At 64.4% G+C, this 21,916-nt stretch carries 19 protein-coding genes; 4 read left to right on the forward strand and 15 right to left on the reverse strand.

The features are described 5' to 3' along the window. Positions 1-65 precede the first annotated feature (65 nt). The 6 genes from FBY31_RS06825 to ychF all read right to left on the reverse strand — a co-directional run bounded on the left by FBY31_RS06825 (position 66) and on the right by ychF (position 8,734). Positions 66-1,772, reverse strand: a complete 1,707-nt coding sequence (locus tag FBY31_RS06825) for a dipeptide ABC transporter ATP-binding protein (RefSeq protein ID WP_142038489.1) — start codon at positions 1,770-1,772, stop codon at positions 66-68. Positions 1,773-1,783: 11 nt separating this feature from the next. Further along, complete coding sequence (locus FBY31_RS06830; protein WP_142038491.1) at positions 1,784-2,728, reverse strand: ABC transporter permease; 945 nt, start codon at positions 2,726-2,728, stop codon at positions 1,784-1,786. Then, positions 2,718-3,647 (reverse strand): ABC transporter permease, encoded by a 930-nt coding sequence (locus FBY31_RS06835; RefSeq protein WP_142038494.1) that lies wholly within the window; start codon positions 3,645-3,647, stop codon positions 2,718-2,720. The genes FBY31_RS06830 and FBY31_RS06835 overlap by 11 nt, the downstream gene beginning before the upstream one ends. Positions 3,648-3,773: 126 nt before the next feature. After that, positions 3,774-5,459 carry a peptide ABC transporter substrate-binding protein gene (locus FBY31_RS06840; RefSeq protein WP_142038496.1) on the reverse strand — a complete coding sequence of 562 codons (1,686 nt, stop codon included), beginning with the start codon at positions 5,457-5,459 and terminating at the stop codon, positions 3,774-3,776. A gap of 278 nt (positions 5,460-5,737) precedes the next feature. Next, positions 5,738-7,501, reverse strand: coding sequence for an ABC transporter family substrate-binding protein (locus FBY31_RS06845; protein WP_142038499.1), 1,764 nt, complete (start codon positions 7,499-7,501; stop codon positions 5,738-5,740). A gap of 147 nt (positions 7,502-7,648) precedes the next feature. Beyond that, a complete protein-coding gene (gene ychF / locus FBY31_RS06850; RefSeq protein ID WP_142038502.1) occupies positions 7,649-8,734 on the reverse strand; it encodes a redox-regulated ATPase YchF in 1,086 nt (361 codons plus the stop codon). Positions 8,735-8,836: 102 nt separating this feature from the next. On the opposite strand from ychF, the gene FBY31_RS06855 reads away from it, so the two are divergent. Further along, positions 8,837-10,063 carry a DNA recombination protein RmuC gene (locus FBY31_RS06855; protein WP_142038503.1) on the forward strand — a complete coding sequence of 409 codons (1,227 nt, stop codon included), beginning with the start codon at positions 8,837-8,839 and terminating at the stop codon, positions 10,061-10,063. A gap of 83 nt (positions 10,064-10,146) precedes the next feature. Here FBY31_RS06855 and FBY31_RS06860 read toward each other — a convergent pair whose 3' ends face one another. Together FBY31_RS06860 and FBY31_RS06865 are read right to left on the reverse strand one after the other, a co-directional pair. Beyond that, entirely contained in the window at positions 10,147-11,226 is a 1,080-nt protein-coding gene (locus FBY31_RS06860) for a 4-hydroxy-3-methylbut-2-enyl diphosphate reductase (RefSeq protein ID WP_142038506.1), read from the reverse strand. A gap of 9 nt (positions 11,227-11,235) precedes the next feature. Continuing rightward, positions 11,236-12,087: a hypothetical protein gene (locus tag FBY31_RS06865; RefSeq protein ID WP_142038509.1), complete on the reverse strand. Its 852-nt coding sequence runs from the start codon at positions 12,085-12,087 to the stop codon at positions 11,236-11,238. Between the two features lie 162 nt (positions 12,088-12,249). Here FBY31_RS06865 and xseA point away from each other — a divergent pair, with 162 nt between their 5' ends. Both xseA and FBY31_RS06875 read left to right on the forward strand, forming a co-directional pair. After that, a complete protein-coding gene (xseA, locus tag FBY31_RS06870; RefSeq protein WP_142038512.1) occupies positions 12,250-13,608 on the forward strand; it encodes an exodeoxyribonuclease VII large subunit in 1,359 nt (452 codons plus the stop codon). Continuing rightward, positions 13,601-13,819 (forward strand): exodeoxyribonuclease VII small subunit, encoded by a 219-nt coding sequence (locus tag FBY31_RS06875; RefSeq protein WP_142038515.1) that lies wholly within the window; start codon positions 13,601-13,603, stop codon positions 13,817-13,819. Before xseA ends, FBY31_RS06875 begins: the two co-directional genes overlap by 8 nt. A gap of 36 nt (positions 13,820-13,855) precedes the next feature. Here FBY31_RS06875 and FBY31_RS06880 read toward each other — a convergent pair whose 3' ends face one another. The 6 genes from FBY31_RS06880 to FBY31_RS06905 form a co-directional block, all read right to left on the reverse strand. Then, positions 13,856-14,710 (reverse strand): polyphosphate kinase 2 family protein, encoded by an 855-nt coding sequence (locus FBY31_RS06880; protein WP_142038518.1) that lies wholly within the window; start codon positions 14,708-14,710, stop codon positions 13,856-13,858. Between the two features lie 51 nt (positions 14,711-14,761). Continuing rightward, positions 14,762-15,982, reverse strand: coding sequence for a pyridoxal phosphate-dependent aminotransferase (locus FBY31_RS06885; protein WP_142038520.1), 1,221 nt, complete (start codon positions 15,980-15,982; stop codon positions 14,762-14,764). A gap of 186 nt (positions 15,983-16,168) precedes the next feature. Then, positions 16,169-17,131, reverse strand: a complete 963-nt coding sequence (locus FBY31_RS06890; protein WP_142038522.1) for an ABC transporter substrate-binding protein — start codon at positions 17,129-17,131, stop codon at positions 16,169-16,171. After that, the gene (locus tag FBY31_RS06895; RefSeq protein ID WP_142038525.1) at positions 17,128-17,874 is read right to left on the reverse strand and encodes an ABC transporter permease; all 747 of its coding nucleotides are present in this window, start codon (positions 17,872-17,874) and stop codon (positions 17,128-17,130) included. Before FBY31_RS06895 ends, FBY31_RS06890 begins: the two co-directional genes overlap by 4 nt. Beyond that, positions 17,871-18,599 (reverse strand): ABC transporter permease, encoded by a 729-nt coding sequence (locus FBY31_RS06900; protein ID WP_142038528.1) that lies wholly within the window; start codon positions 18,597-18,599, stop codon positions 17,871-17,873. The genes FBY31_RS06895 and FBY31_RS06900 overlap by 4 nt, the downstream gene beginning before the upstream one ends. Further along, entirely contained in the window at positions 18,599-19,696 is a 1,098-nt protein-coding gene (locus tag FBY31_RS06905; RefSeq protein ID WP_142038530.1) for an ABC transporter ATP-binding protein, read from the reverse strand. Before FBY31_RS06905 ends, FBY31_RS06900 begins: the two co-directional genes overlap by 1 nt. A gap of 250 nt (positions 19,697-19,946) precedes the next feature. Here FBY31_RS06905 and FBY31_RS06910 point away from each other — a divergent pair, with 250 nt between their 5' ends. Beyond that, entirely contained in the window at positions 19,947-20,960 is a 1,014-nt protein-coding gene (locus tag FBY31_RS06910) for a pirin family protein (RefSeq protein ID WP_142038533.1), read from the forward strand. A 4-nt stretch (positions 20,961-20,964) separates the two neighbouring features. Here FBY31_RS06910 and FBY31_RS06915 read toward each other — a convergent pair whose 3' ends face one another. Then, a complete protein-coding gene (locus tag FBY31_RS06915) occupies positions 20,965-21,900 on the reverse strand; it encodes an N-acetylglucosamine kinase (RefSeq protein ID WP_235013190.1) in 936 nt (311 codons plus the stop codon). Between the last annotated feature and the right edge of the window lie 16 nt (positions 21,901-21,916).

The raw sequence follows: 21,916 nt of genomic DNA on the forward strand, positions 1-21,916 counted from the left end.
CGTTAATACGGTTGGAGCCGGAGCCAACAGGCTCCGGCTCCAACCGTTTAATTGGATAAAGGCGGCTAAGCCACTTCCGGCGGAAGCATCAGCTTGGCACCCGGGATAGCGTTGAGCAGCGCCTTCGTGTAGTCCTGCCGGGGCGATTCGAAGACCTCGTCCGTGGTTCCGGTCTCCACCAGGCGCCCCTTCTCCATGACGCAGACGTGGTCGGCGATCTGCCGGACCACAGCAAGGTCATGGGTGATAAAGAGGTAGGTCAGCCCCAGGTTGGATTGGAGGTCTGCCAGCAGGTTCAGCACCTGCGCCTGCACCAGCACGTCCAGGGCGGACACGGCCTCGTCACAGATGATGACTTCCGGGTCCAGGGCCAGGGCACGGGCAATAGCGACGCGTTGCCGCTGGCCGCCCGAGAGCTCGTTCGGGTACCGCTGCATGGCGGATTGCGGCAGCGCCACCTGGTCCAGCAGTTCGCGGACCTTCTTCTCCCGGCTCTCCTTGTTGCCAATCTTGTGGACCCGCAACGGTTCCTCGATGGTCCGGAAGATGTTGTACATCGGATCCAGCGAACCGTAGGGATCCTGGAAGATGGGCTGCACACGGCGCCGGAACTTGAACAGATCCGACGGCTTCAGGACGGAGGTGTCGACGCCGTCGAACAGTATCCTGCCGTCCGTGGGCTTCTCCAGCTGGAGCACCATCTTGGCCACGGTGGACTTGCCGGATCCCGACTCCCCCACGATCGCCGTCGTGGTTCCCCTCCGGACGTCGAAGCTGACGCCGTCAACGGCTGCGAAGTCCGACGCCTTCCCCAGGCCCTGGCGGAACTTGTACACCTTCCGCAGGTCCTGGACCTGCAGGACGTTGTCCGCCGCTGCCGGCTCGGCTGCCGGGGCCAGCAGGTCCGCGGCTTCCACGCCCTGTTCCTTGGCGGCCTGGATCCTGCGGCTGGCCAGGGACGGTGCGGACTCCACGAGCCTCTTTGTGTAAGGGTGCTGCGGGTTTTGCAGCAGTTCCAGGGAAGGCCCTGCCTCCACCACCCGGCCCTGGTACATCACCACTACCTTGTCGGCCCGTTCAGCCGCGAGTCCCAGGTCGTGGGTGATGAGCAGCACCGACGTTCCCAGTTCGGTGGTCATGGTATCCAGGTGGTCCAGGATCTGCCGCTGCACCGTGACATCGAGTGCGGAGGTGGGCTCGTCCGCGATCAGCAGCCGGGGCTGGCAGGAGAGCCCGATGGCGATCAGGGCGCGTTGCCGCATACCGCCGGAGAACTCGTGCGGATACTGCTTGGCGCGCCGGTGGGCGTCCGGCAGACCGGCCTCGGACAGCACCTTGGCAACGTCATCCGGACCGCTGGGCTGGCCGTTGGCACGCAGTGTTTCCCGGACCTGGTAGCCGATCTTCCACACCGGGTTCAGGTTGGACATCGGGTCCTGCGGAACCATCCCGATGGTGTTGCCGCGCAGCTCGATCATGCGCTTTTCGGGCGCATGCGCGATGTCTTCGCCGTCGAGCAGGATCTGCCCGCCGGAGACACGGCCGTTGGATGGAAGGAGGCCTATCGCAGCCAGCGCCGTGGTGGACTTGCCGGAGCCGGACTCCCCCACAATGGCCACGGTTTCGCCGGGCATGATGGTCAGGTGTGCGTCACGGACCGCCTGGACTTCCCCGCCGCTGGTCTGGAAGGTGATGGCGAGGTCGCGGATCTCCAGCAGCGGCCGGACCTTCGTGGTGCCGGCCTCCGTGATGCGTATTTCCGGAGTTGTCATCTCTTTGTCTCTCATCGCTGGCGGCTCTTCGGATCAAGGGCGTCACGTACGGCGTCGCCCAGCATGATGAAACTGAGCACCGTGACGGACAGTGCCGCGGCCGGGTACAGCATTATTTGCGGGTTGGTGCGGATGGAAGTCTGCGCTGCGGCAATGTCGTGGCCCCACGACATGACACCTTCCGGCAACCCGATGCCCAGGAAGGACAGCGTTGCCTCGGCGACAATGAAGACACCGAGTTCCAGCGTGGCAAGCACAATCACGGGTGCCAGCGCATTCGGCAGCACGTGCTTCACCAGCGTCCCAAATTTCGAAACACCCAGGGCACGGGCGGCCGTCACGAAGTCTGCGTTCCGCACCTCGATCACGGCGCCGCGGGTGATACGCGCCATTTGCGGCCAGGCCAGGAGCGAGATCACAAAGACCACCGTCCACACGCTCTTGTTTTCACGGAACACAGGCAGCTGGGTGATGACCAGCGCGCCGAGGAGCAGCGGCAGCGCGAAGAAGATGTCGCCCAGCCGGGCCAGCACGGCGTCGATCCAACCGCCGTAGTAGCCGGCGAGGGCGCCCAGGGTCACCCCGATGACCAGCACGCACAGAACGGACAGCAGTCCCACCGACAGCGAGGCCTGGGTACCGTGGATGACCCGCGAGTAGATGTCGCAGCCCTGGAAGGTGAAGCCGAAGGGGTGCCCGACGCTGGGAGCGCCTTCGGAGTTGCCCAGCTGGCAGCCCTCGTTCGGCGGAACCGACGAGAACAGTCCGGGGAACAACGCCACCACGACCAGCATCAGGATGAGCACGGCCGAGATGATGAACAGCGGACGACGGCGGAGCTTGCGCCAGGCGTCTGCCCACAGGCTGAGAGGCGCCTGGTCGGTCTTGACCGCATCCGTTGCCAACAGCGGGGTTTCCTCGATGGGTGCCACAAAGTGGCTGTTATTACTGGTCATAGCGGATCCTCGGGTCAAGCCAGGCATACAGGAGATCAACAAGCAGGTTGGCCACCACGAACACCAGCACCAGCACACTGACAATGGAGACGATGGTGGGTCCTTCGCTGCGGAGGACTGCCTGGTAGAGCTTGTTGCCCACGCCTGGAACGTTGAAGATGCCTTCGGTAACGATGGCACCGCCCATCAGGCCCCCGAGGTTGGCGCCAAGGTAGGTCACCACCGGGATCAGCGAGTTACGGAGGATGTGGGCAATCACCACGCGCGGGCGGGAGAGGCCTTTTGCGGTGGCTGTCCTTACAAAGTCGGCATTCATGCCCTCGCTGACCGAGGTGCGGGTCAGGCGGAGCACGTAGGCAAAGGAAACCAGGCCGAGCACTACTGCCGGCAATAACAGATTGGCCCAGTCTGCATTGGCGCCTACGGTCGGTTTGGCCCAGCCCAACTGGACGCCGAAGACGAGTTGGAAGACGAACCCCAGAACGAAAGTCGGAACAGCAATAACAACGAGGGAGGCTACCAACACCGTGGAGTCGAACCAACCGCCGCGGCGGAGGCCGGCAAAAACGCCGAAGGCCACGCCGAAAACGGCCTGAATGACCAGTGCTTCCACAGCGAGCATAGCGGTCACTGGAAAGACCCGGGCCAAGGTAGCGGCAATGGGCTGACCAGTGAAATCGTTTCCCAAATTGAAGGTAAAGAGATTTTTAAGGAATAACCCGTACTGGACCCAAAACGGTTCGTCGAGGTGGTACTGGCTGCGCAGGGTATCGATAACGGCCTGCGGAGGCTGGCGGTCGCCGAAGAGCGCAGCAATCGGGTCGCCCGGCAACGCGAACACCATGTAATAGACCAGGAGGGTAGTGCCGAGGAAAACGGGGATTACCTGGAGCAGACGGCGCAGGATAAACCGGACCACAGGATCACCAGCCTTCCGTGGAGAGAAGAAGCAGGTTCATTGGTGCCTTCCTGCCGTTGCAAGCCAATGGGGGCCCGGCCGTGACCGGACCCCCACTGTGCTGGATCGGCAAGTTAGATCTAGTGACTACTTGGCCGTGATGTTGTAGTAGAGGACTGCGCCGTTCCAGCCGGTCTCGGCCTTCAGCACGTTGTTGCTCCACACAATGGGCTTCGCATAGTCCCAGAGCGGCAAGCCCGGAAGGTCCTGGAACAGGATCTCCTGTGCCTGGTTGAACTTGTCGTTCGCCTCGTCGGTGGACTTGGAAGCAAGACCCTCCTTGAGGAGCTTGTCGAACTCGGGGTTCGAGTACTTCTCGTAGTTGGAGGAGGCACCTGTTGCCCACACCGGTCCAAGGAAGTTGTACAGCGACGGGTAGTCGCCCTGCCATCCGGCGCGCGTGAGGCCGGGCAGGGACTGGGACTTGCGCAGGTTCAGGACTTCAGCGAACTTGGCGAAGGGCTGGATCTCAGCCTGGATGCCGAGGTTGTTCTTGAAGCCGTTGGCCACGGCGTCAATCCATTCCTTGTGTCCTCCATCGGTATTGGAGGCGATCTGCAGTGGCTTGGAGTTGTCGTACGGCTGGATCTTCTCAGCCTGTGTCCACAGGTCCTTGGCCTTCGCGGCGTCAAACTTGAGGACTTCACTGCCGGGAATGTCTTCCTTGAACCCCTCGATCACAGGCGGAGCGAAGCCCTTGGCCGGGGTACGGGTGCCGCTGAAGACCACCTTCGTGATTTCTTCACGGTTAATGGCGTAAGACAGGGCCTGGCGGCGGAGCTTGCCGGCTTCGCCCTGGAAGTTCGGGTTGTACGGCGGGATGTTGAGCGTACCGTTCGTGGCAACAGGCTTACTGGCGTTGCGGTCCGGGAAGTCAGTGACGTAGGTCTTCGTTGCGTTGGACGGAAGGACGTCGGTGATGTCCAGGTTGTCGGCCTGCAGATCCGTGTACGCGGGGCCCGGATCAGTGTAGAACTTGAAGGTCACGCCACCGTTCTTAGCGGCGCGGGGACCGTTGTAGTCGGTGTTCTTCACCAGCGAAATGGACTGGTCATGGACCCAGGCGCCCGTCTTCTCGAACTTGTACGGTCCGTTACCTACCGGGTTCTCCCCGTAGGTTTTAGGATCTGCCAGTGCGGCTGAGGGCAGCGGGTAGAAGGCCGAGTAGCCCAGGCGGAGCGACCAATCAGCCTCGGGCTGGGCAAGTTTTACGGTGAGGGTGGAATCATCCGTGGCCGCCAGGCCGGACATGGTTTCGGCGGTCGGCGCCGGAGTAGTAGTGGTCTTGCCATCTGCTGACTTTTCAGTTGTTACTGCCGAGACGTCCTCGTAGCCAGCGATGGATTCGAAGAAGAAACCGTTGTTCTGCAGGTTCTTGGAGTTCGCGGCGAAGTTCCAGGAATCGACGAATGTCTTGGCGGTGATCGCTTCACCGTTCGTGAACTTCTGGCCCTGTTTGATCTTGATGGTCCAGTTCTGGGCGTCCGAGGACTCAATGGACTCGGCAAGAGCATTCACCGGCTTGCCATCGGCGTCGTAACTGCGAAGACCTTCGAAAAGCAACTCGACAACGCGGCCACCATTCGTTTCGTTGGTGTTCGCGGGCAGAAGTGGATTCTGGGGTTCGCTGTTGTAAGCGGTGATGACCTTATTGGGGTCGCCAGCTGACTGACTGGCACCGTCATTGCTGCCGCCTCCAGCGCCGCAGCCGGTCAAGGCAAGCGCGGCGATGGCCACGATGCCCAATGCTTTGGAAGTGCGCGCAAAACGCATTCCGCCTCCTATGAGTTGTGGGAGAAAACGAGGGGAATCTTTGTGCTTCCCCGCAGGAGAGACTCAGCTATCAACTGTGACGCAACCTACATATACGAGTAGCCTAACTGCACGAAGTCCAGATAATGGTCCGCCGTTGCCAAACCGTGACCGGGGCGAACTGAACGCTTAGTCGGTCAACGGAAGTTGTGCAAGTCACATGCTACTCGCCGGTAGGCTTCTGGGCGAATTGAAAGTGTGAGGCCGCCGGCGGCGAGGCGCGAGCGGTTGGCCGGGCCTTAGGCCAGCCGCCAGTCCCAGACGTTCCACCACACGCCAAGCGGTCCCGGGCTTGGTTTCACGCCGGCAACACGCGCACTGTACGCCGTGGTGCCGACGGTCTGGTACAGCGGAAGACCGTACGCGTTCTCCCACACCTGCTTGTCGATTTCGGCCAGCAGTTCGTCCTGCTTGGCCAGATCAGTGGTGCCCGCGAGTTGTTCCATCGCCTTGTCCGCGTCGCCGTCGGAGAATCCGTTGAAGTTGCTGCCCGCCCCGGTGCGGAAGATCTGGGGAACACGGCTGACGCCCACCCCGGTGCCGATCCAGCCGAGCAGCGCCGCGTCGTGACCGCCGCTTCCCAGCGCCTTCGCCCAGTCGGCATTGCCTTGTCCGGCGTCGACCACCTGGAAGCCGGCCAGCGTTGCGGAGTCCCGGATCAGGGCAAAAGCCTTGGCCCGGTTGGGATTGTCGCGGTTGTACAGGATGCGGATAGTGGGGGTTTTGCCGCCGAGGAGCGCAATCGCGCCGTCGATGTCCACCTCTGCATAATCCCCGGAGCCGTTGTTCTTCACCGCGTCCTCGTACTTGGGCTGTCCGGGCAGAAAGACGTGCGAGTTCAGGGGTCTGGCTTCCGGCATCAGACCGCCCACGACGGCGTCGACAATGGCCTGCCGCGGCACTGCCTTGAGGAATGCCGTCCGGACGTCGTCATCGGCGAAGGGCCCGGAAAAGTTGAGGTCCAGGTGGTCATAACCGGTTTGGCTGTAGCGGTCCACGGTGTTGCCCTGCTCGGCCAGTCCGGCGAAGAGGCTGTCCGTTTCGGCCGAGGGCTGCGGCGAAATAATGTCCGCCTGCCCGTTCCGCAGGGCATCCACAGCGGCAGGCACAGCACCGGTGAACCGGACGCTGATCTCATCCAGCCAGGGCTCCTGCCCCCACGTGTAGTCCCGGTTGCGGACCAGCTTCATGGACGACTCGGGGACGATGTCCCTGACGATATATGGCCCGCTGGAGAGGTAGACCGAGGGGTCCTGCGGCAGCGATTTGGTGTCGAACCCGGAGTTCCAGAAGTCACTGACCTGCTTCAGTGCGGTGTTGAGCGCGGGCTTCCCGACGTCGCCGCGGGGTGAATCCTTGATCAGGTCGACGAGGTCTTCCTCATCATTCAGGCCGCTTTTTGCGGCCACCACGTGGGCCGGCAGGCCGACGTCGAACGCCACCTCCCAGTCCGCGTACGGCACGCTGTATTCCAGGGTGATGGATCGTCCGTCCTCGCCGAGCTCGGGCAGGACGGTTCCCGCCAGGCCGCTGGTGTCAGAGGCGGTGGAGAAGTATGTAGTTCCCGTTCCGGCCGCGGGATCGGCATCGTTGAAGTAGCCTGAACCCGCGGCCCAGCTCAACAGGAGGTCACCGGCGTCGATCGCCTCGCCGTCGGACCATTTCACGCCCTCGCTGACGGTGTACTTCACCTTCAGGGGATCGTCGGAGACCTTCTCGAAGCGCCCGAACTTTTCGTTCCGCACCACTTTGGCCGCATCGTCGAGATAGTAGAACCCCGAGTGGGTGATCGAGCCGATCTTGGAGTTGATATCGGTGTTGCCGTCGGTGCTGTACGGATTGAAGGAGGAGAACGCGTTAACTTCGGCAACCGTGACGCTGCCGCCGCGCTTGGCCTCCCCCACCACAACGGGTGCGGTGCCGCCACCGCCTGAGCAGCCCGAAAGCACCAGGGCAGCAGCTGCCGCCATGGTGATGAACTGCATCAGACGCCTGACCGGCATTCCGCCTCCTTGTATTGCTCTGCACGGGCGGTCCCAGCCGGAAGTGGCCGGGAGCACGCTCCTGTAGTCAGGATAAGGTCCCCGGCGACCCACCAGAAGTTGAAGCGAACGTAGCTTATCTACCCGCAATCTGCCATAACGAAACGGTCAGACGTTGAAGCGGAATTCCACCACATCGCCGTCGGCCATAACGTATTCCTTGCCTTCGATCCTGACCTTGCCCCGCGACTTGGCCTCGGCCATGGAACCGGCTTCGATGAGGTCCTTGAAAGACACCACTTCCGCCTTGATGAACCCGCGCTGGAAGTCGCTGTGGATGACGCCGGCTGCCTGGGGAGCGGTGTCGCCGCGGTGGATGGTCCAGGCGCGTGCTTCCTTGGGACCGGCGGTGAGGTAGGTCTGCAGTCCCAGTGTATGGAAGCCAACCCTCGCCAGCTGGTCCAGCCCGGATTCTTCCTGGCCGTTCATTTCCAGCATTTCGCGGGCTTCTTCCTCGTCCAGTTCCACGAGGTCGGCTTCGAGCTTGGCATCGAGGAAGATGCAGTCGGCCGGGGCCACGAGGGCACGCAGCTCTTCCTGCTTCTCCGGGCTGCCGAGGATTCCTTCATCGGCATTGAAGACGTAAATGAAAGGCTTGGCCGTCAGCAGGCTGAGCTCTTTGAGGTGCTCCATCTCGAGCTTGTCGCTCTTGATAGACGAGAAGATGGTGTCGCCGCGCTCAAGCACTTTCTGCGCGGCCAGGATGGCGTTCAGCTCCGCGGCCTCGCGCTTCTTGATCTTGACTTCTTTTTCGATGCGCGGGACGGCTTTTTCGATGGTCTGCAGGTCCGCGAGGATCAGTTCGGTGTTGATGGTCTCCATGTCCGAGCGCGGATCCACCTTGCCGTCAACGTGGATTACGTCGGGGTCGTCGAAGACCCGAACCACCTGCGCGATGGCTTCGGCTTCCCGGATATTGGCCAGGAACTGGTTTCCGAGGCCTTCGCCCTCGCTGGCGCCCTTGACGATGCCGGCGATGTCCACAAAGGACACGGCCGCGGGCAGGACGCGCTGGGAGCCGAAGAGCTCGCCGAGCTGCTGGAGCCGCGGATCCGGCAGGCTGACAACGCCCACGTTGGGCTCAATGGTGGCGAACGGGTAGTTCGCTGCCAGCACCTGGTTGCGGGTCAGTGCGTTGAAGAGAGTTGATTTGCCGACGTTGGGCAGTCCGACGATGCCAATAGTAAGAGCCACGAGCATTGATTCTACCCGCAGCGGGCATCATGCCGGTTCGCCGGGCGCCGCCGGAAAATGTCGCTTCGGCAAAATGTCACAGCCCCATGCGACAGTGGGCACATGGATGCTTTCGCGTTGATATTGGCTTTGTTCATGCTGTTGCTGGGCGCCCTGGCGGGCGCGGCGGCCACTTATTTTGGGCTGCGGAAAAACAGCCGGGCTGTGGAGGAGGACTTCGACGCCGTCTCGTCGCGGCTTTCAGAGGTCAGCGCACAGTTCGCAGCGGCCGACGCCGAACGGCGCCTTTTGGCGGCCCAGAACCGGGAGCTGGGCGAATCGCGGTCCCAGGACGGCAGCGTTCTCCGTGCCCTTGCGCCGGTGGCGGAGAAACTGACGGCAGTGCAGCAACAGGTGGCACTGCTGGAACGTGACCGGCTGGAACAGTACGGCCAGCTCGCCCAGCAACTGCAGGAAGCCCGCCTCTCGGACGAGCAGCTGATCCGGTCCACACATGCCCTGGAGTCCGCGCTGCGGTCCAACAGTGCGCGCGGCCAGTGGGGCGAGGTCCAGTTGCGTCGTGTTGTGGAAGCAGCCGGAATGCTGCGCCACGTGGACTTCATCGAGCAGGTCCACAGCACCGGCAGCGAGTCGTCCGTGCGCCCCGACCTGGTGGTACAGCTCCCCGGCGAGAAGCAGTTGGTGGTTGACGCAAAGGTCCCGCTGTCCTCCTACCTTGAAGCCCAGGAACTGGGGTCGCATGATCCCAGGACTGGCCTGTCCGGTCCCGTTCCCGGCACCGGCCAACGTTCTCCGCAAACCCTTCTGGCCGCGCATGCCAAGGCGCTGCGGGCTCACGTGGACGCACTGGGCAATAAGAAGTACTGGGATATCCCGGGCAACTCGCCGGAGCTGGTGATCTGTTTCATCCCTGCGGAATCAATCCTTGCAGCAGCGCTGACCGCCGACGCCGAACTCCTGGACCATGCACTGTCCCGGAACGTGGTCCTGGCCTCCCCCAGCACCCTGCTTGCCGTGCTGAAGTCCGTTGCCTTCACGTGGCGGCAGGACGTCCTGACGGACAGTGCCCGCGAACTGTTCGACCTCGCCCGGCAGCTGTACGACCGGATGGGAACGCTGGGCGAGAACGTCAGCAAACTGGGGTCATCGCTGAAGACCTCCGTGGACCGCTACAACTCCATGGTGGGCACGCTGGAAGCCCGGGTCCTCCCCACCGCACGCAAGCTGAACAGCCTGGAGGAGTCCGGCCTGGTCACACCCCCGGTGGTGGAAGTGACGCCGCGGGCAGTGGCCGCCCCGGAACTCCAAAGTGAGGACGAGGCGGCTTAAAGAGGGCCTGGCAAAGCCCCAAGAGCGCGCGAAAAGGAGCGGGCCCGGCAGCAACAGCTGCCAGGCCCGCTTTTCTTCGGCTTTTAGCTGCGGGGCTTGCGTCCGCCCAGGGCGCGGCTGACGTCGCCGGCCTGCTTGAGCGTTGCCCGGAGCTCCTTGGGCAATGAGAAGAGGAGGTCCTCTTCGGCCGTGACCACTTCCTCCACGCTGCCGTAGCCGTATTCGGCCAGCAGCCGCAGCACGTCCTGTACCAGCACTTCAGGCACGGATGCCCCGGAGGTCACGCCCACGGTTGCCACGCCCTCAAACCAGGATTCATCAACTTCGTTGGCGAAATCGACGCGGTAGGAGGCCTTCGCCCCGTATTCGAGGGCCACCTCCACCAGCCGCACTGAGTTGGACGAGTTGGCCGAGCCCACCACGATCACCAGATCTGCCTGGGGAGAAATCTTTTTGATGGCCACCTGGCGGTTGGTGGTGGCATAGCAGATGTCGTCGCTGGGGGGATCCTGCAGTGTGGGGAACCGGTCCTTCAGCAGGCGGACGGTCTCCATGGTTTCGTCAACACTGAGGGTTGTCTGCGAAAGCCAGATAACCTTCTCCGGGTCCCGAACCTGCACCTTGTCCACTTCGTGCGGGCCGTTGATGATCTGGATGTGTTCCGGAGCCTCGCCTGCGGTGCCTTCGACTTCCTCGTGGCCGTCGTGGCCGATCAGCAGGATGTCGAAGTCGTCCTTGGCGAACCTGACGGCTTCTTTATGGACCTTCGTGACCAGGGGGCAGGTGGCATCGATGGTGCGCAGGCCACGGTCTTCGGCGGACTGGACCACGGCGGGCGACACGCCGTGGGCTGAAAAGATCACCAGGGCGCCTTCGGGCACTTCGTCCGTTTCGTCGACGAAGATGGCGCCCTTTTCCTCCAACGAGCTCACCACGTGGACGTTGTGCACAATCTGCTTGCGCACGTACACCGGAGGGCCATAGTGCTCCAGGGCCTTTTCGACCGCGATGACGGCCCGGTCCACGCCGGCGCAGTAGCCGCGGGGAGCAGCCAGCAGCACCTTCTTGGTTCCGGATACAGGGGCTGCAGCAGCTACTTCCTCAGGAGAGCGGCGCCTACGCGGAATGGTGGGCATCGAAAGGGAAACAGCTGAGGGGGTCATGACTCCATGCTACCGGGTTGCCCGCGCCCGCTTTCGCGGTATGAGGCCGGCCACAGCCCCCATCAGCAGCAGCACTCCGCCCGTGATGGCCGAGGCCAATATCCAGCCCTGGAAGTCGGCAGCCCCTGCAGCAACGAACTCGTTCCTGAACATGTTGGCCACCTCGTTTCCGCTGTCCGTGGCCAGCACGGCGGCCGAGGCCAGCTGCGAGCCGAGCGTCCAGACCGCGGCCAGCACGAGGGCACCAACTCCTGCGCCCACCAGCACGGTCCAGCGGCGGCGTGCTGCCACGACGGCCAGCAGCAAGGCCACCGCCGCTCCCCCGGCCAGCAGGTAGCCGGCAGGTGAGTAGCTGGTCAGCCGTTCAGTCCATGCCTTCTGCTCGGGCTGTCCCACATTGATCAGCGTCTGGTCCGGCGGGTCGAGGGGAAGCCGCGTGGTGCGCGAGATTTCTTCAGCCCCCAGTGCAACCAGCGGAGCGACGTCGAGGGTCAGGGATGAGGCGGATGCCGTTTCGCCCGCTTCTGCCTCCGGTGCGGTGAAACTGAGGCGGTGGCTTCGCCGCAGCGTTTCCTCCCAGGCCGCCGGGTAACCGGAAAGGCCTGTCATTGATGCGGCGGCCTCCTTGAGCGCCGGCCGGACCAGGTCGGCGAGGAAGCCGGGAACAGCACTGGTATCGATTGTTCCCACCGCCGCCGCGGCGAGGCCCTGCTGGAACTCGGAGTCCGTTCCCAGCGGGGAAGCCAGCTCCACAAAGCCCTGCTCCTGGACAATATTGCGGTCCAGCCAGATGGCAGGAACAGCCACGGCGGCAAGCAGTATCGCCAGGAGGGTGGCGAAGGCGGAAACAAAAGTGCGCACAGCAGATCCTTCGGGTCGATGGCGGTCAACCCATCCTAGGCGGGGATGCTGGCCGGATACTGTCAGTCCCTGATGGTAGAGCTTATGGATATGGTTGAATGACCGCCGCACAACCGACGAAGGACCCCATGCCCGCAGTTCCAGCCCCGCAAGGGAATCCGCATGTCTGAACAGGCGTCGCTCCCGGCCCCTGGTGAGCAACTGGCAGCGCCCACCACGCTGCCCGCGACGGCGGCCGAGACCACTCCGGACAACCCCTGGCCCCTCCAGTTGCTGTCACAGAAACTGAAGGCCCACATCGACCGGACCCCGTCGGCCTGGGTCGAGGGGCAGGTTATTGAACTGAACCGGCGCGGCAGCAATGCGTACCTCACCTTGCGTGATGTTGATGCAGAGGTTTCCCTTCCTGCCTCGGTGTGGACCAAGGTGCTGGAGCGCCAGAACCTGCCGCTGGAACGCGGGTCCCGGGTGGTCGCCCTGCTGAAACCAGAATTCTGGATCAAGACCGGCCGCCTGAACATGCTGGTCAGGGATATCAGGCCGGTGGGCCTGGGTGACCTCCTGGCCCGGATCGAGCGGCTGCGCCAGGCCCTCTCCGCCGAGGGGCTCTTCGCGGATTCCCGGAAGAAGCCCCTTCCCCTGCTGCCGCACCGGATTGGCCTGATTACCGGGCGTGACTCCGATGCAAAAAAGGACATCCTCCGCAACGCTGCCCTTCGCTGGCCGGCGGTTGAGTTTGAAATCCGGGAAGTGGCCGTCCAAGGCAATACCGCGGTGTCCCAGGTGGTCCGCGCGCTGCGGGAACTGGACGCCCGTCCCGAGGTGGATGTCATTGTCATCGCCCGTGGCGGAGGTGCCCTTGAGGATCTGCTGCCCTTCAACAGCGAGGAACTGATCCGCGCCGTCGCCGCTGCGGCCACCCCCGTTGTCAGTGCCATTGGCCACGAGGCGGACAGGCCCCTGCTCGATGAGGTCGCCGACCTTCGCGCTTCCACCCCCACGGACGCAGCGAAACGGATCGTGCCGGAAGTCTCCGAAGAACTCGCAGGCGTGCGCCAGGCCAGGGCACAGCTGCGCCGGTGCATGGAGCGCTTGGTGGACCGGGAAGCCGACCGTCTGGCGTCCCTTCACTCCCGGCCGGTACTGGCAGCGCCCGAGGGAATGGTGTCCGTCCGCTCCGAGGAGATTGAACGTTTGCTCCGGAGGTCCTCCGCAGCGGTGAGCTCCACAGTGGTCCGCGCCGCGGACCAGCTGGAGCACCTCAAAGCCCAGGTCCGCGCGCTGTCCCCGCAGAAAACGCTCGACCGGGGGTACGCCGTCGTCGAGCTCGCCGCTCCCGAGGCCGCGCGCCGCAGCAATGAGGGGCACGCCGTGGTTCGCCGCCCGGCGGAGGCGCCGGCCGGAACACCCCTGTCCGTCCGCGTGGCGGAAGGCCGCTTCGGCGCCACCTCCACCGGGACACCTGGGTCCACGGGAACACTTCAACAGCACCTACCGGAAACCGGAGAACCCAATGACTGAGCCAACGCCAGCGAACGACGTCGCAGGACTGAGCTATGAGGAAGCCCGCGAACAGCTCATTGCGGTGGTGGGCCGGCTGGAAGCAGGAGGCGCCAGCCTCGAGGAATCCCTTGCTCTCTGGGAACGGGGCGAGGCGCTGGCCGCACGGTGCGAGGAATGGCTGGAAGGCGCCCGAAAGCGGCTGGCCGCCGCCCGCGACCAGCCGTTATAAGGGTTAAGCACTGTAGGAGCCGAACCCCTGGCAGCATCAGGACCGGGCGACCAATTCACGCTCGGTGGCGACGTCGAATTCGGCCTTTGGCCAGCTAAGGTTCAGGCCGGACATCGCTCCCAGCAGGAGTTGTTGAACCGCGATCCTGGCGTACCACTTCTTGTTGGCAGGGACCACGTGCCAAGGTGCGTCCGGGGTGTTCGTTTCGTCGATGGCAGCCTGGTAGGCATCCAGGTAGTCCTGCCAGAACGCCCGCTCGTCGAGGTCGCCGCGGTTGTACTTCCAGTGCTTGGCCGGGTTGTCCAGCCTGGCCAGCAGCCTGGCCTTCTGTTCCTCCCCGCTGATGTGGAGCATCACTTTGACTACTTTTGTCCCCGAATCCGTGAGCCGGGCCTCGAACTCATTGATGGCCACGTAGCGGCGCTTGATCTCATCCGGGCTGGCCCAGCCGTGAACGCGGTGGATCAGGACGTCCTCGTAGTGGGAACGGTCAAATACACCCACCATGCCGGCTGCCGGAACTTCCTTCTCGATGCGCCAGAGGAAGTCGTAGGACTTCTCCTCCTCCGTGGGGGCTTTGAACGCTTTGAACTGCACGCCCTGCGGGTCCATCGCCGCCATCACGTGATTGACGATGCCGCCCTTGCCCGCGGTGTCCATGGCCTGCAGGATCAGCAGGACACGCTTGCGGCCGCCGAAACGGGACTCGGCAAACAGCTTCTCCTGCAGCTCGGTCAGCTCGTCGTCCAGGTCCGCCAGGAGCACCTTGCCGTCCTGCTTGCCGCCGGTGAAGCCGGGAGTGGAGTCGGGATCGACGTCCGCCAACGAAAATCCTTCCCCTGCCCGAAGAGTTTCGGCGGGATGCTGTTCGAACTGGACGACGCCGGCCATGGGAATCCTTTCCGCGAAGTGTCACGGGCCCGAAGCGCCCGTGACCACAGGCTAGTTCCCCTGATACCTGCTTAGGAAGTCCCCCATCCGTCCCACTGCCTCTTCGATGTCCTTGACGTTGGGCAGCGTGACCATGCGGAAGTGGTCCGGGCGCACCCAGTTGAAGGCGCGGCCGTGTGAGACCAGGATCTTCTGCTCCCTGAGCAGGTCCAGGACAAACTTTTCGTCGTCCCTGATGTGATAGACCTCAGGGTCGAGCCGGGGGAAGAGGTAGAGCGCTCCCCGTGCCTGCTGGGTACTCACCCCGGGGATGGCGTTCAGCATGTCGTAGGCCTTGTTCCGCTGTTCCAGCAGGCGTCCGCCGGGCAGGATCAGATCGTTGATGCTCTGGTAGCCGCCGAGCGCCGTCTGGATGGCGTGCTGGGCGGGAACGTTGGCGCACAGGCGCATGTTTGCCAGGAGGCTGATGCCCTCAAGGTAGTCCGCCGCATCCTTCTTAGGGCCGGAAATGGCCATCCAGCCGGCACGGTAACCGCATACACGGTAAGCCTTGGACAGACCGCTGAAGGTCAGGCAGAGAACGTGGTCGCCGGTGAGCTTGGCCAGGTTCACGTGGACGGCGTCCTCGTAAAGGATCTTTTCGTAGATCTCGTCGGCGAAGATCACCAGGCCGTGCTTCTCGGCGAGGGCCACGATCTTTCGCAGGGTCCCTTCGGGGTAGACGGCGCCGGTGGGGTTGTTCGGGTTGATGACCACGATCCCCTTGGTGCGCGGGGTGATCTTGGCTTCCATGTCCTCAAGGTCCGGCTGCCAACCGGATTCCTCGTCACAGAGGTAGTGCACCGGCTTGCCGCTGGCGAGCGCCACGGATGCGGTCCACAACGGGTAGTCCGGCGTGGGGATAAGGACTTCGTCGCCGTCGTCGAGCAGCGCCATCAGGGACATGGTGATGAGTTCGCTGACACCGTTGCCCAGGTAGATGTCGTCCACGTGGATATTCTGGATCCCGCGGGTCTGGTAGTACTGCGAGACCGCGGTGCGCGCAGAGAAGATACCCCGGGAGTCACTGTAGCCCTGGGCATGCGGGAGGTGGCGGATCATGTCCACGAGAATGGCGTCCGGCGCCTCGAAGCCGAAGGGTGCCGGGTTGCCGATGTTCAGCTTGAGGATTCTGTGGCCCTCCGCCTCCATCTGCTGGGCGGCCTGAAGAATCGGTCCACGGATGTCATAAAGGACGTTATGAAGCTTCGTGGACTGCTTGAATTCTGCCATCCATCAAATATGCCACAGTGGGGATGTACTTCAGCTGAGACATCAGCCACACACGCCGGTGCAGGAATGGGCGGCATCGCGGGAGGCGCCACCGCTAATGGAAGCACGACGGCGGCTGCCGGACAGGGAGTCGAGGAAACCCCAAATCCGGCAGCCGCCGTCGTAATGGCAAAGCAGCGGCAATTCCTACTTAACGATGCCCTTGTCCTTGAGCCAGGCGGCAGCAGCTTCCTTGGCGCCCTGTTTCTGGCTGCCGCTGACGGCCCGGTTGAGGTTGATCAGGTCCTCTGTGGTGAGGATCCTGGACACCGAGTTGAGCGCTTCCTTCGCCTTGTCCGTCATCTTGGCCTTGTTGTACAGCGGGATGACCTGCTGGGCGATGAAGTTGTTCTTCGGGTCCTCGAGAACCACGAGGTCGTTGTCCGCGATGGACGGCGTGGTGGTGTAGATGTCCGCCACCTGCACCTGGTCCTCGAGCAGGGCCTTGAGGGTTACCGGACCGCCGCCGTCGCTGAAGGGCTCGAGCTTCTTCGGCTCGCAGTTGTAGTTCTTTTTCAGCCCGGGCAGGCCGTAGGCGCGCTCACCGAAGGTGGCGGGTGCGCCCACCACGATTTCACTGCAGACCTTCGCCAGGTCCTCAATGGACTTCAGCTGGTATTTTTCGGCGGTCGCCTTGGTGACTACCATGGCGTCCTTGTTTTCGGCCTTGGCTGCGTCCAGCACGGCGAGGCCGTCCGGCAGCTTGTCCGGGAGGGCCTTGGCGATATCGTCCGCCGAAATCTCGGTTGCTTCCTTGTCCACGTGCAGCAGCAGGTTGCCGGTGTAGTCCGGTACCACGTCCACTGATCCGTCCTGGACCGCTTTGAAGTACACCTCGCGGGAACCGATGTTCGGCTTGGTGGTTGCAGTGACACCAGCGGCACTCAACACACCGGCGTAAAGTTCGGCGATGATCTGGCTTTCCGGGAAATCGGCTGAACCAATCACCAGCGAGGTGGCTCCTCCGGACGCGGTACCGCTGCTGGCCGGGGTCTGGCTCAGCGGGTCGGAGGAACCACCGCAGGCGGAGAGCACCACGGCCAGGCCAAGTCCAGCGGCCAGGCCGCCGAATGTCCGGCGGCCAAGGCCTTCCAGTTGGCTTTCTTTCATGATTTACCTCCTTGTGCCACAGCCTCCGCGAGGACGGGGCCTGTGTGATCGACCGCGGCCTGCTGGCCGCGGCGGGACTGCTTCGAGGGTCCTGGGGTCAGGAACAGCCTCTGGAAAAGGGACAGGGCAAGGTCGACGGCGATGGCGAGCACAGCGATGAGCAGCGACCCTCCCAGCATCTGCGGGAAGTCGCTGAGGACGAGCCCGTCGAACAGGTAGCGTCCCAGGCCTCCCAGGTTGATGTAGGCCACCACTGACACTGTGGCAATCACCTGCAGTACGCCGGTGCGGAAACCGCCGAACATCACCGTGAGTGCGTTAGGCAGTTCGGCCCGGAACAGGACCTGCAGTTCGGTCATTCCCATGGCGCGGGCGGCATCCACCACGTTGCGGTCCACGCTCGAGATCCCCGCGTAGGTGCCTGCCAGGAGGGGCGGCACGGTGAGGATGACCAGGGCCCAGATGGGCGGCATCAGTCCGATTCCGGCCAGCAGGACAAACAGCGTCAGCAGGCCGAGGGTGGGCAGGGCGCGCAGGGCACCGGCGATGGCAACCACGGCCACCCTGCCCCTGCCCGTGTGCCCCACGTACAGGCCGGCGGGGATGGCGATGGCGGAAGCGATCAGCATCACCAGGCCGGTGTACTGGAGGTGTTCCGCCAGCCGAGCGGGAATGCCGGCGCTGCCGGTCCAGTTCGAGGGGTCGGCCAGCCAGGCGAAAGTATCGGTGAAGACGTTGCTCACGCGTTTCCGCCTCCGGTCTTTGGCTCGGCCAGTCGCAGGGCCGCGTCAGTTGCGTCTCCTGTCCTGGAGATGCCCGGCAGGCTGCCCCGCTCACCGGCCCGTTCCCACGGGGTGAGGATCCGCTCGAGGATGACCAGGATGGCGTCCATCAGCAGGGCAAGGACCAGGATGGCCACGATGCCCACCACCACTTCGGTAACAAAGTCCCGCTGCAGCCCGTCGGTAAAGAGCATGCCCAGGTTGCCGACGCCCAGCAGTGCCGCGACGCTGACCAGGGAGATGTTGCTGACCGAAACCACCCGGAGCCCGGCGAACATCACGGGCAGCGACAGCGGGAGGTCCACGCGCAGGAACCGGGCCAGGGGTTTGTAGCCCATGGCTACGGCGGCCTCGCTGACGTCATTGTCCACCGAGTCGAAGGCGTCCAGGGCAGCGCGCACAAGAAGGGCCACCGCGTAGATGGTCAGGGCCACCACCACATTGAGTGGGTCAAGGATCCGCGTGCCGAGAATCGTGGGCAGGATGATAAAAAGTGCCAGCGAGGGAATGGTGTAGAGCAGCGAGGAGGCCGTGAGGACCACCGAGCGGAGCACCGGGTGGCGGCGCGCCAGCTGCGCCAGCGGGATGGAGATCCCCAGCCCCAGGACCATGGGCACCAGGGCGAGCACCAGATGCTGGCCGGCCCGTTCCAGGACCATGCCGCTGTTGGCCAGGAACCAGTCCATCAGAGCGCAGCCTGCCTGACCTGGCGCGCCTCTTCGATGAGCGCCAGGACTTCACCGCCCCTGACGACGCCGAGGACTTTGCCTTCGGAGTCCACGGCAACACCCAGGCCCGACGGTGAGGACAGGGCCGCGTCCAGTGCGCGCCGCAGGCTCTCCCCCGGCCGGAAGAGCGACCCGCCGGGAATGATTCCCGTGCCATTTCCCGGCCCGGTCCAGCCGAGCGGACGTCCCGCGTCATCCACCACAAGCTGCCAGCCTGAGCCGGGTTCGGGTTCAAACGCACCATTGGCTCCGCGGACCATTGTCGGTGCCTGGTGCACCATGACGCCGTCGGACGCTGTGAATCCCAGGTGGCGGAAGCCCCGGTCCCGCCCCACGAAGGACGCCACAAAATCATTCGCCGGAGCCCGCAGGATCTCCTCGGCGGTGGCGTACTGCGCCAGTTTTCCGCCGGTAGCAAAGACGGCCACCCTGTCGCCCAGGACCGTGGCCTCATCGATGTCGTGGGTGACAAAAACGATGGTCTTGGCCAGGTCCTTCTGCAGCCGCAGCAGCTCCTGCTGCAGTTCGTCGCGGACTACCGGGTCCACTGCACTGAAGGGTTCGTCCATGAGCAGGACCCGCGGATCCGCGGCCAGGGCCCGTGCCACGCCCACGCGCTGCTGCTGGCCGCCTGAGAGCTGCGAGGGGTAGCGCTTGCCCAGTGCACTGGCCAGGCCGACGACGTCGAGCAGTTCCGCCGCGCGCTTGCGTGCCTCGGACTTCGGGACCCCGTTGAGCCTGGGCACTGTGGCGATGTTGTCCAGCACCGAGCGGTGCGGCAGGAGGCCGGAAGACTGCATCACGTATCCCATGGAGCGGCGCAGTTCGGGTGCAGGCACGGAGGTGACGTCCTTGCCGTCAACGGTGATGACACCCGAGGTGGGCTCCACCATCCGGTTGATCATGCGCAGCGAGGTGGTTTTTCCGCAGCCGGAGGGCCCCACAAACACGGTGATGGCGCCCTTGCTGATGGACATCGTGAGGTGGTCCACGGCCGGCTGCCCGCCCTGGTACTGCTTGGTGACGCTCTGAAACTCGATCATGGCCTGGTCCATGGTGTGGACTTACCTGTTCTGTTGGACGGCTTCGAAAAATCAACGCGAAATTGTCACAGCACGCTGATAGTTACGGTAGCCCAAACCGGTCCAGGCAACACCTGCTTCACGCCCGGTTTCCGGCAAAGGAATCCCTACTGTAATCATTCGGGGCTACCGTGCCAGTGGATGGGGCCGGCGTTAAACGGCCCAGAGGCGCGGCTGCGCGGCAGGCGTACCGCAGGATGCCCACCCGGCCTACAGTGGGGAGGTGACCAACTTGGAAGTCTCCCCCCAGCAGGAAGTCTGTCCGCCGGCAAGCCCGGAAGGGAGTTCCGGCCCCTGCCTGCAGTTGTGGCCGGAACGTCAAGTGCCGCTGGGCGGGGTGCGGGCCATGAACGTGCGGCGGACGCTGCCCCAGCGCGGGCTGCCCACCATCGGGGCCTGGTGCTTCCTGGACAGCTTTGGCCCTGACCGTACCGCCATGTCAGTGCTTCCGCACCCGCATATCGGACTCCAGACGGTGACCTGGCCGCTGGCCGGCACCATCCGCCACCGGGACAGCGTGGGAAGCGACGTGGTGGTCCGTCCCGGCGAACTGAACATCATGACGGCCGGGCACGGGGTATCCCATTCCGAGTTCGCCGTGCTTCCGACCGACGGCGGCCTGCCGCTGCAGCGCGGGCTCCAACTGTGGGTAGCACTGCCGGATGGGCAACGGCACCGGCAGCCGGGGTTCGAGCAGCACCGCAACCTTCCCCGGCGGGCCGGGGACGGCTTTACCGCCACGGTGATGGTGGGCGAACTGGGCGGGGTCGTCTCCCCGGCCACGATGTACTCGCCCATTGTGGGAGCAGACATATCGTGCGGGGGCGCTGCACTGGTCCCCCTGAATCAGCATTTTGAGCATGGCATCATGGTGCTCGACGGCGGCCTGGCGGTGGACGGGCAGGATATCCCCCCGGGGCCGCTGGGCTACCTGGGCATCGGCCGCCGGGAACTGCGGATTGAGGCGTTGCCGGGCACGCGGTTCCTGCTGATCGGGGGCGAACCCCTCCAGGAGGAGCTGCTGATGTGGTGGAATTTCGTGGGCCGGACGCACGAGGAAGTGGAGCAGGCACGGGATGACTGGGAAGCCCAGGCCGCCATGTCCAGCGCGAAGGCCGCGGCGGCACGGTACGGGCTGGTCCCGGGGCACGGTCCCGATGCCGGCGCCGAGGCCGGCCGGATTCCCGCTCCGCCGCTGCCCGCCGTCCGGCTTACCCCGCGTAAGCGTGGTGTGTAGGTCTTCAGGCCTTTTCCGCCAGCAGCTCCAGCACGCCGAAGACCGGTTCCTGGTCCAGGACGCGAACGTCGGCCCCGGCTTCCGCCAAAGACCGGCGGAAAGCGTCCTGCAGCGGTGCCACGTTCATGCCCAGCCCGCCGCCCAGGATCACCGGGCCCGGGATGTCCAGCTGCTGCAGCACCTGCACGGCCAGCGCAGCCAGGTCCTGGCCCGCCCGCTCCAGGTATTCCTGGCTTGCCGGATGCCCCGCCGCTGCCGCTTCCACCACGTGCCGGGCCTGCTGCGCCCAGAAGCGGCGGCCGGTGTCCGGGGAATGGAACAGCGCGATCAGCCGGTTCGGATGGTCCACCCCGCAGGACTGCAGCAGGGCGGCAGTGAGCTGGTCAACCGGAAGGCCCTGGTTCATGCGCCGCAGGCTGTGCCGCACCGCCTCGCGCCCCAGCCAGTAGCCGCTGCCTTCGTCCCCCAGAAGGTAACCCCAGCCGCCTGCCCTGGCCTCGCCGCCGTCGGCATTCCTGCCCCAGGCCGCTGAACCGGTGCCGGCAATCACCGCCACACCCGTGCTGGCATGGCCGGCAGCGAGCAGCAGTCGCGAATCGTGCACCACCGTGATCTGTGCACCCGGGGCATGCGGTTCAATCAGCGCAGCGAGGGCCGCCGCATCCTCTTCCGTATCGATGCCGCCGGACCCGGCGTAGACGTGGGAGACCCCTTCGCCGCCGATCCGCGCAAACAAGCTGGCGAGGTTGCGTGCGGCCTCATCGCGGGTGACGTTCTGCACGTTCGAACTGCCCGCCGATTCATCCGCCACCGGGATGCCGTCCTCGAACCGGATGCCGTGCGTCTTGGTCCCGCCGATATCCAGGCCGATGACCACACCGCGGGGCGCACTGAGTGGCGGGGTCAGCGGATCGGCGGGCAGGGCATCGGGCTTTTCGATGTTCGTCACGTCACAA

The sequence above is a fragment of the Arthrobacter sp. SLBN-100 genome (genome assembly GCF_006715305.1).
GTDB lineage: Bacteria > Actinomycetota > Actinomycetes > Actinomycetales > Micrococcaceae > Arthrobacter.

Bases quoted from the DNA above. Each gene is read 5' to 3' on its own strand.
- FBY31_RS06825 (WP_142038489.1), bottom strand. From the start codon at position 1,772: ATGACAACTCCGGAAATACGCATCACGGAGGCCGGCACCACGAAGGTC.
- FBY31_RS06830 (WP_142038491.1), bottom strand. From the start codon at position 2,728: ATGACCAGTAATAACAGCCACTTTGTGGCACCCATCGAGGAAACCCCG.
- FBY31_RS06840 (WP_142038496.1), bottom strand. From the start codon at position 5,459: ATGCGTTTTGCGCGCACTTCCAAAGCATTGGGCATCGTGGCCATCGCC.
- FBY31_RS06845 (WP_142038499.1), bottom strand. From the start codon at position 7,501: ATGCCGGTCAGGCGTCTGATGCAGTTCATCACCATGGCGGCAGCTGCT.
- FBY31_RS06855 (WP_142038503.1), top strand. From the start codon at position 8,837: ATGGATGCTTTCGCGTTGATATTGGCTTTGTTCATGCTGTTGCTGGGC.
- FBY31_RS06860 (WP_142038506.1), bottom strand. From the start codon at position 11,226: ATGACCCCCTCAGCTGTTTCCCTTTCGATGCCCACCATTCCGCGTAGG.
- xseA (WP_142038512.1), top strand. From the start codon at position 12,250: ATGTCTGAACAGGCGTCGCTCCCGGCCCCTGGTGAGCAACTGGCAGCG.
- FBY31_RS06875 (WP_142038515.1), top strand. From the start codon at position 13,601: ATGACTGAGCCAACGCCAGCGAACGACGTCGCAGGACTGAGCTATGAG.
- FBY31_RS06880 (WP_142038518.1), bottom strand. From the start codon at position 14,710: ATGGCCGGCGTCGTCCAGTTCGAACAGCATCCCGCCGAAACTCTTCGG.
- FBY31_RS06885 (WP_142038520.1), bottom strand. From the start codon at position 15,982: ATGGCAGAATTCAAGCAGTCCACGAAGCTTCATAACGTCCTTTATGAC.
- FBY31_RS06890 (WP_142038522.1), bottom strand. From the start codon at position 17,131: ATGAAAGAAAGCCAACTGGAAGGCCTTGGCCGCCGGACATTCGGCGGC.
- FBY31_RS06900 (WP_142038528.1), bottom strand. From the start codon at position 18,599: ATGGACTGGTTCCTGGCCAACAGCGGCATGGTCCTGGAACGGGCCGGC.
- FBY31_RS06905 (WP_142038530.1), bottom strand. From the start codon at position 19,696: ATGGACCAGGCCATGATCGAGTTTCAGAGCGTCACCAAGCAGTACCAG.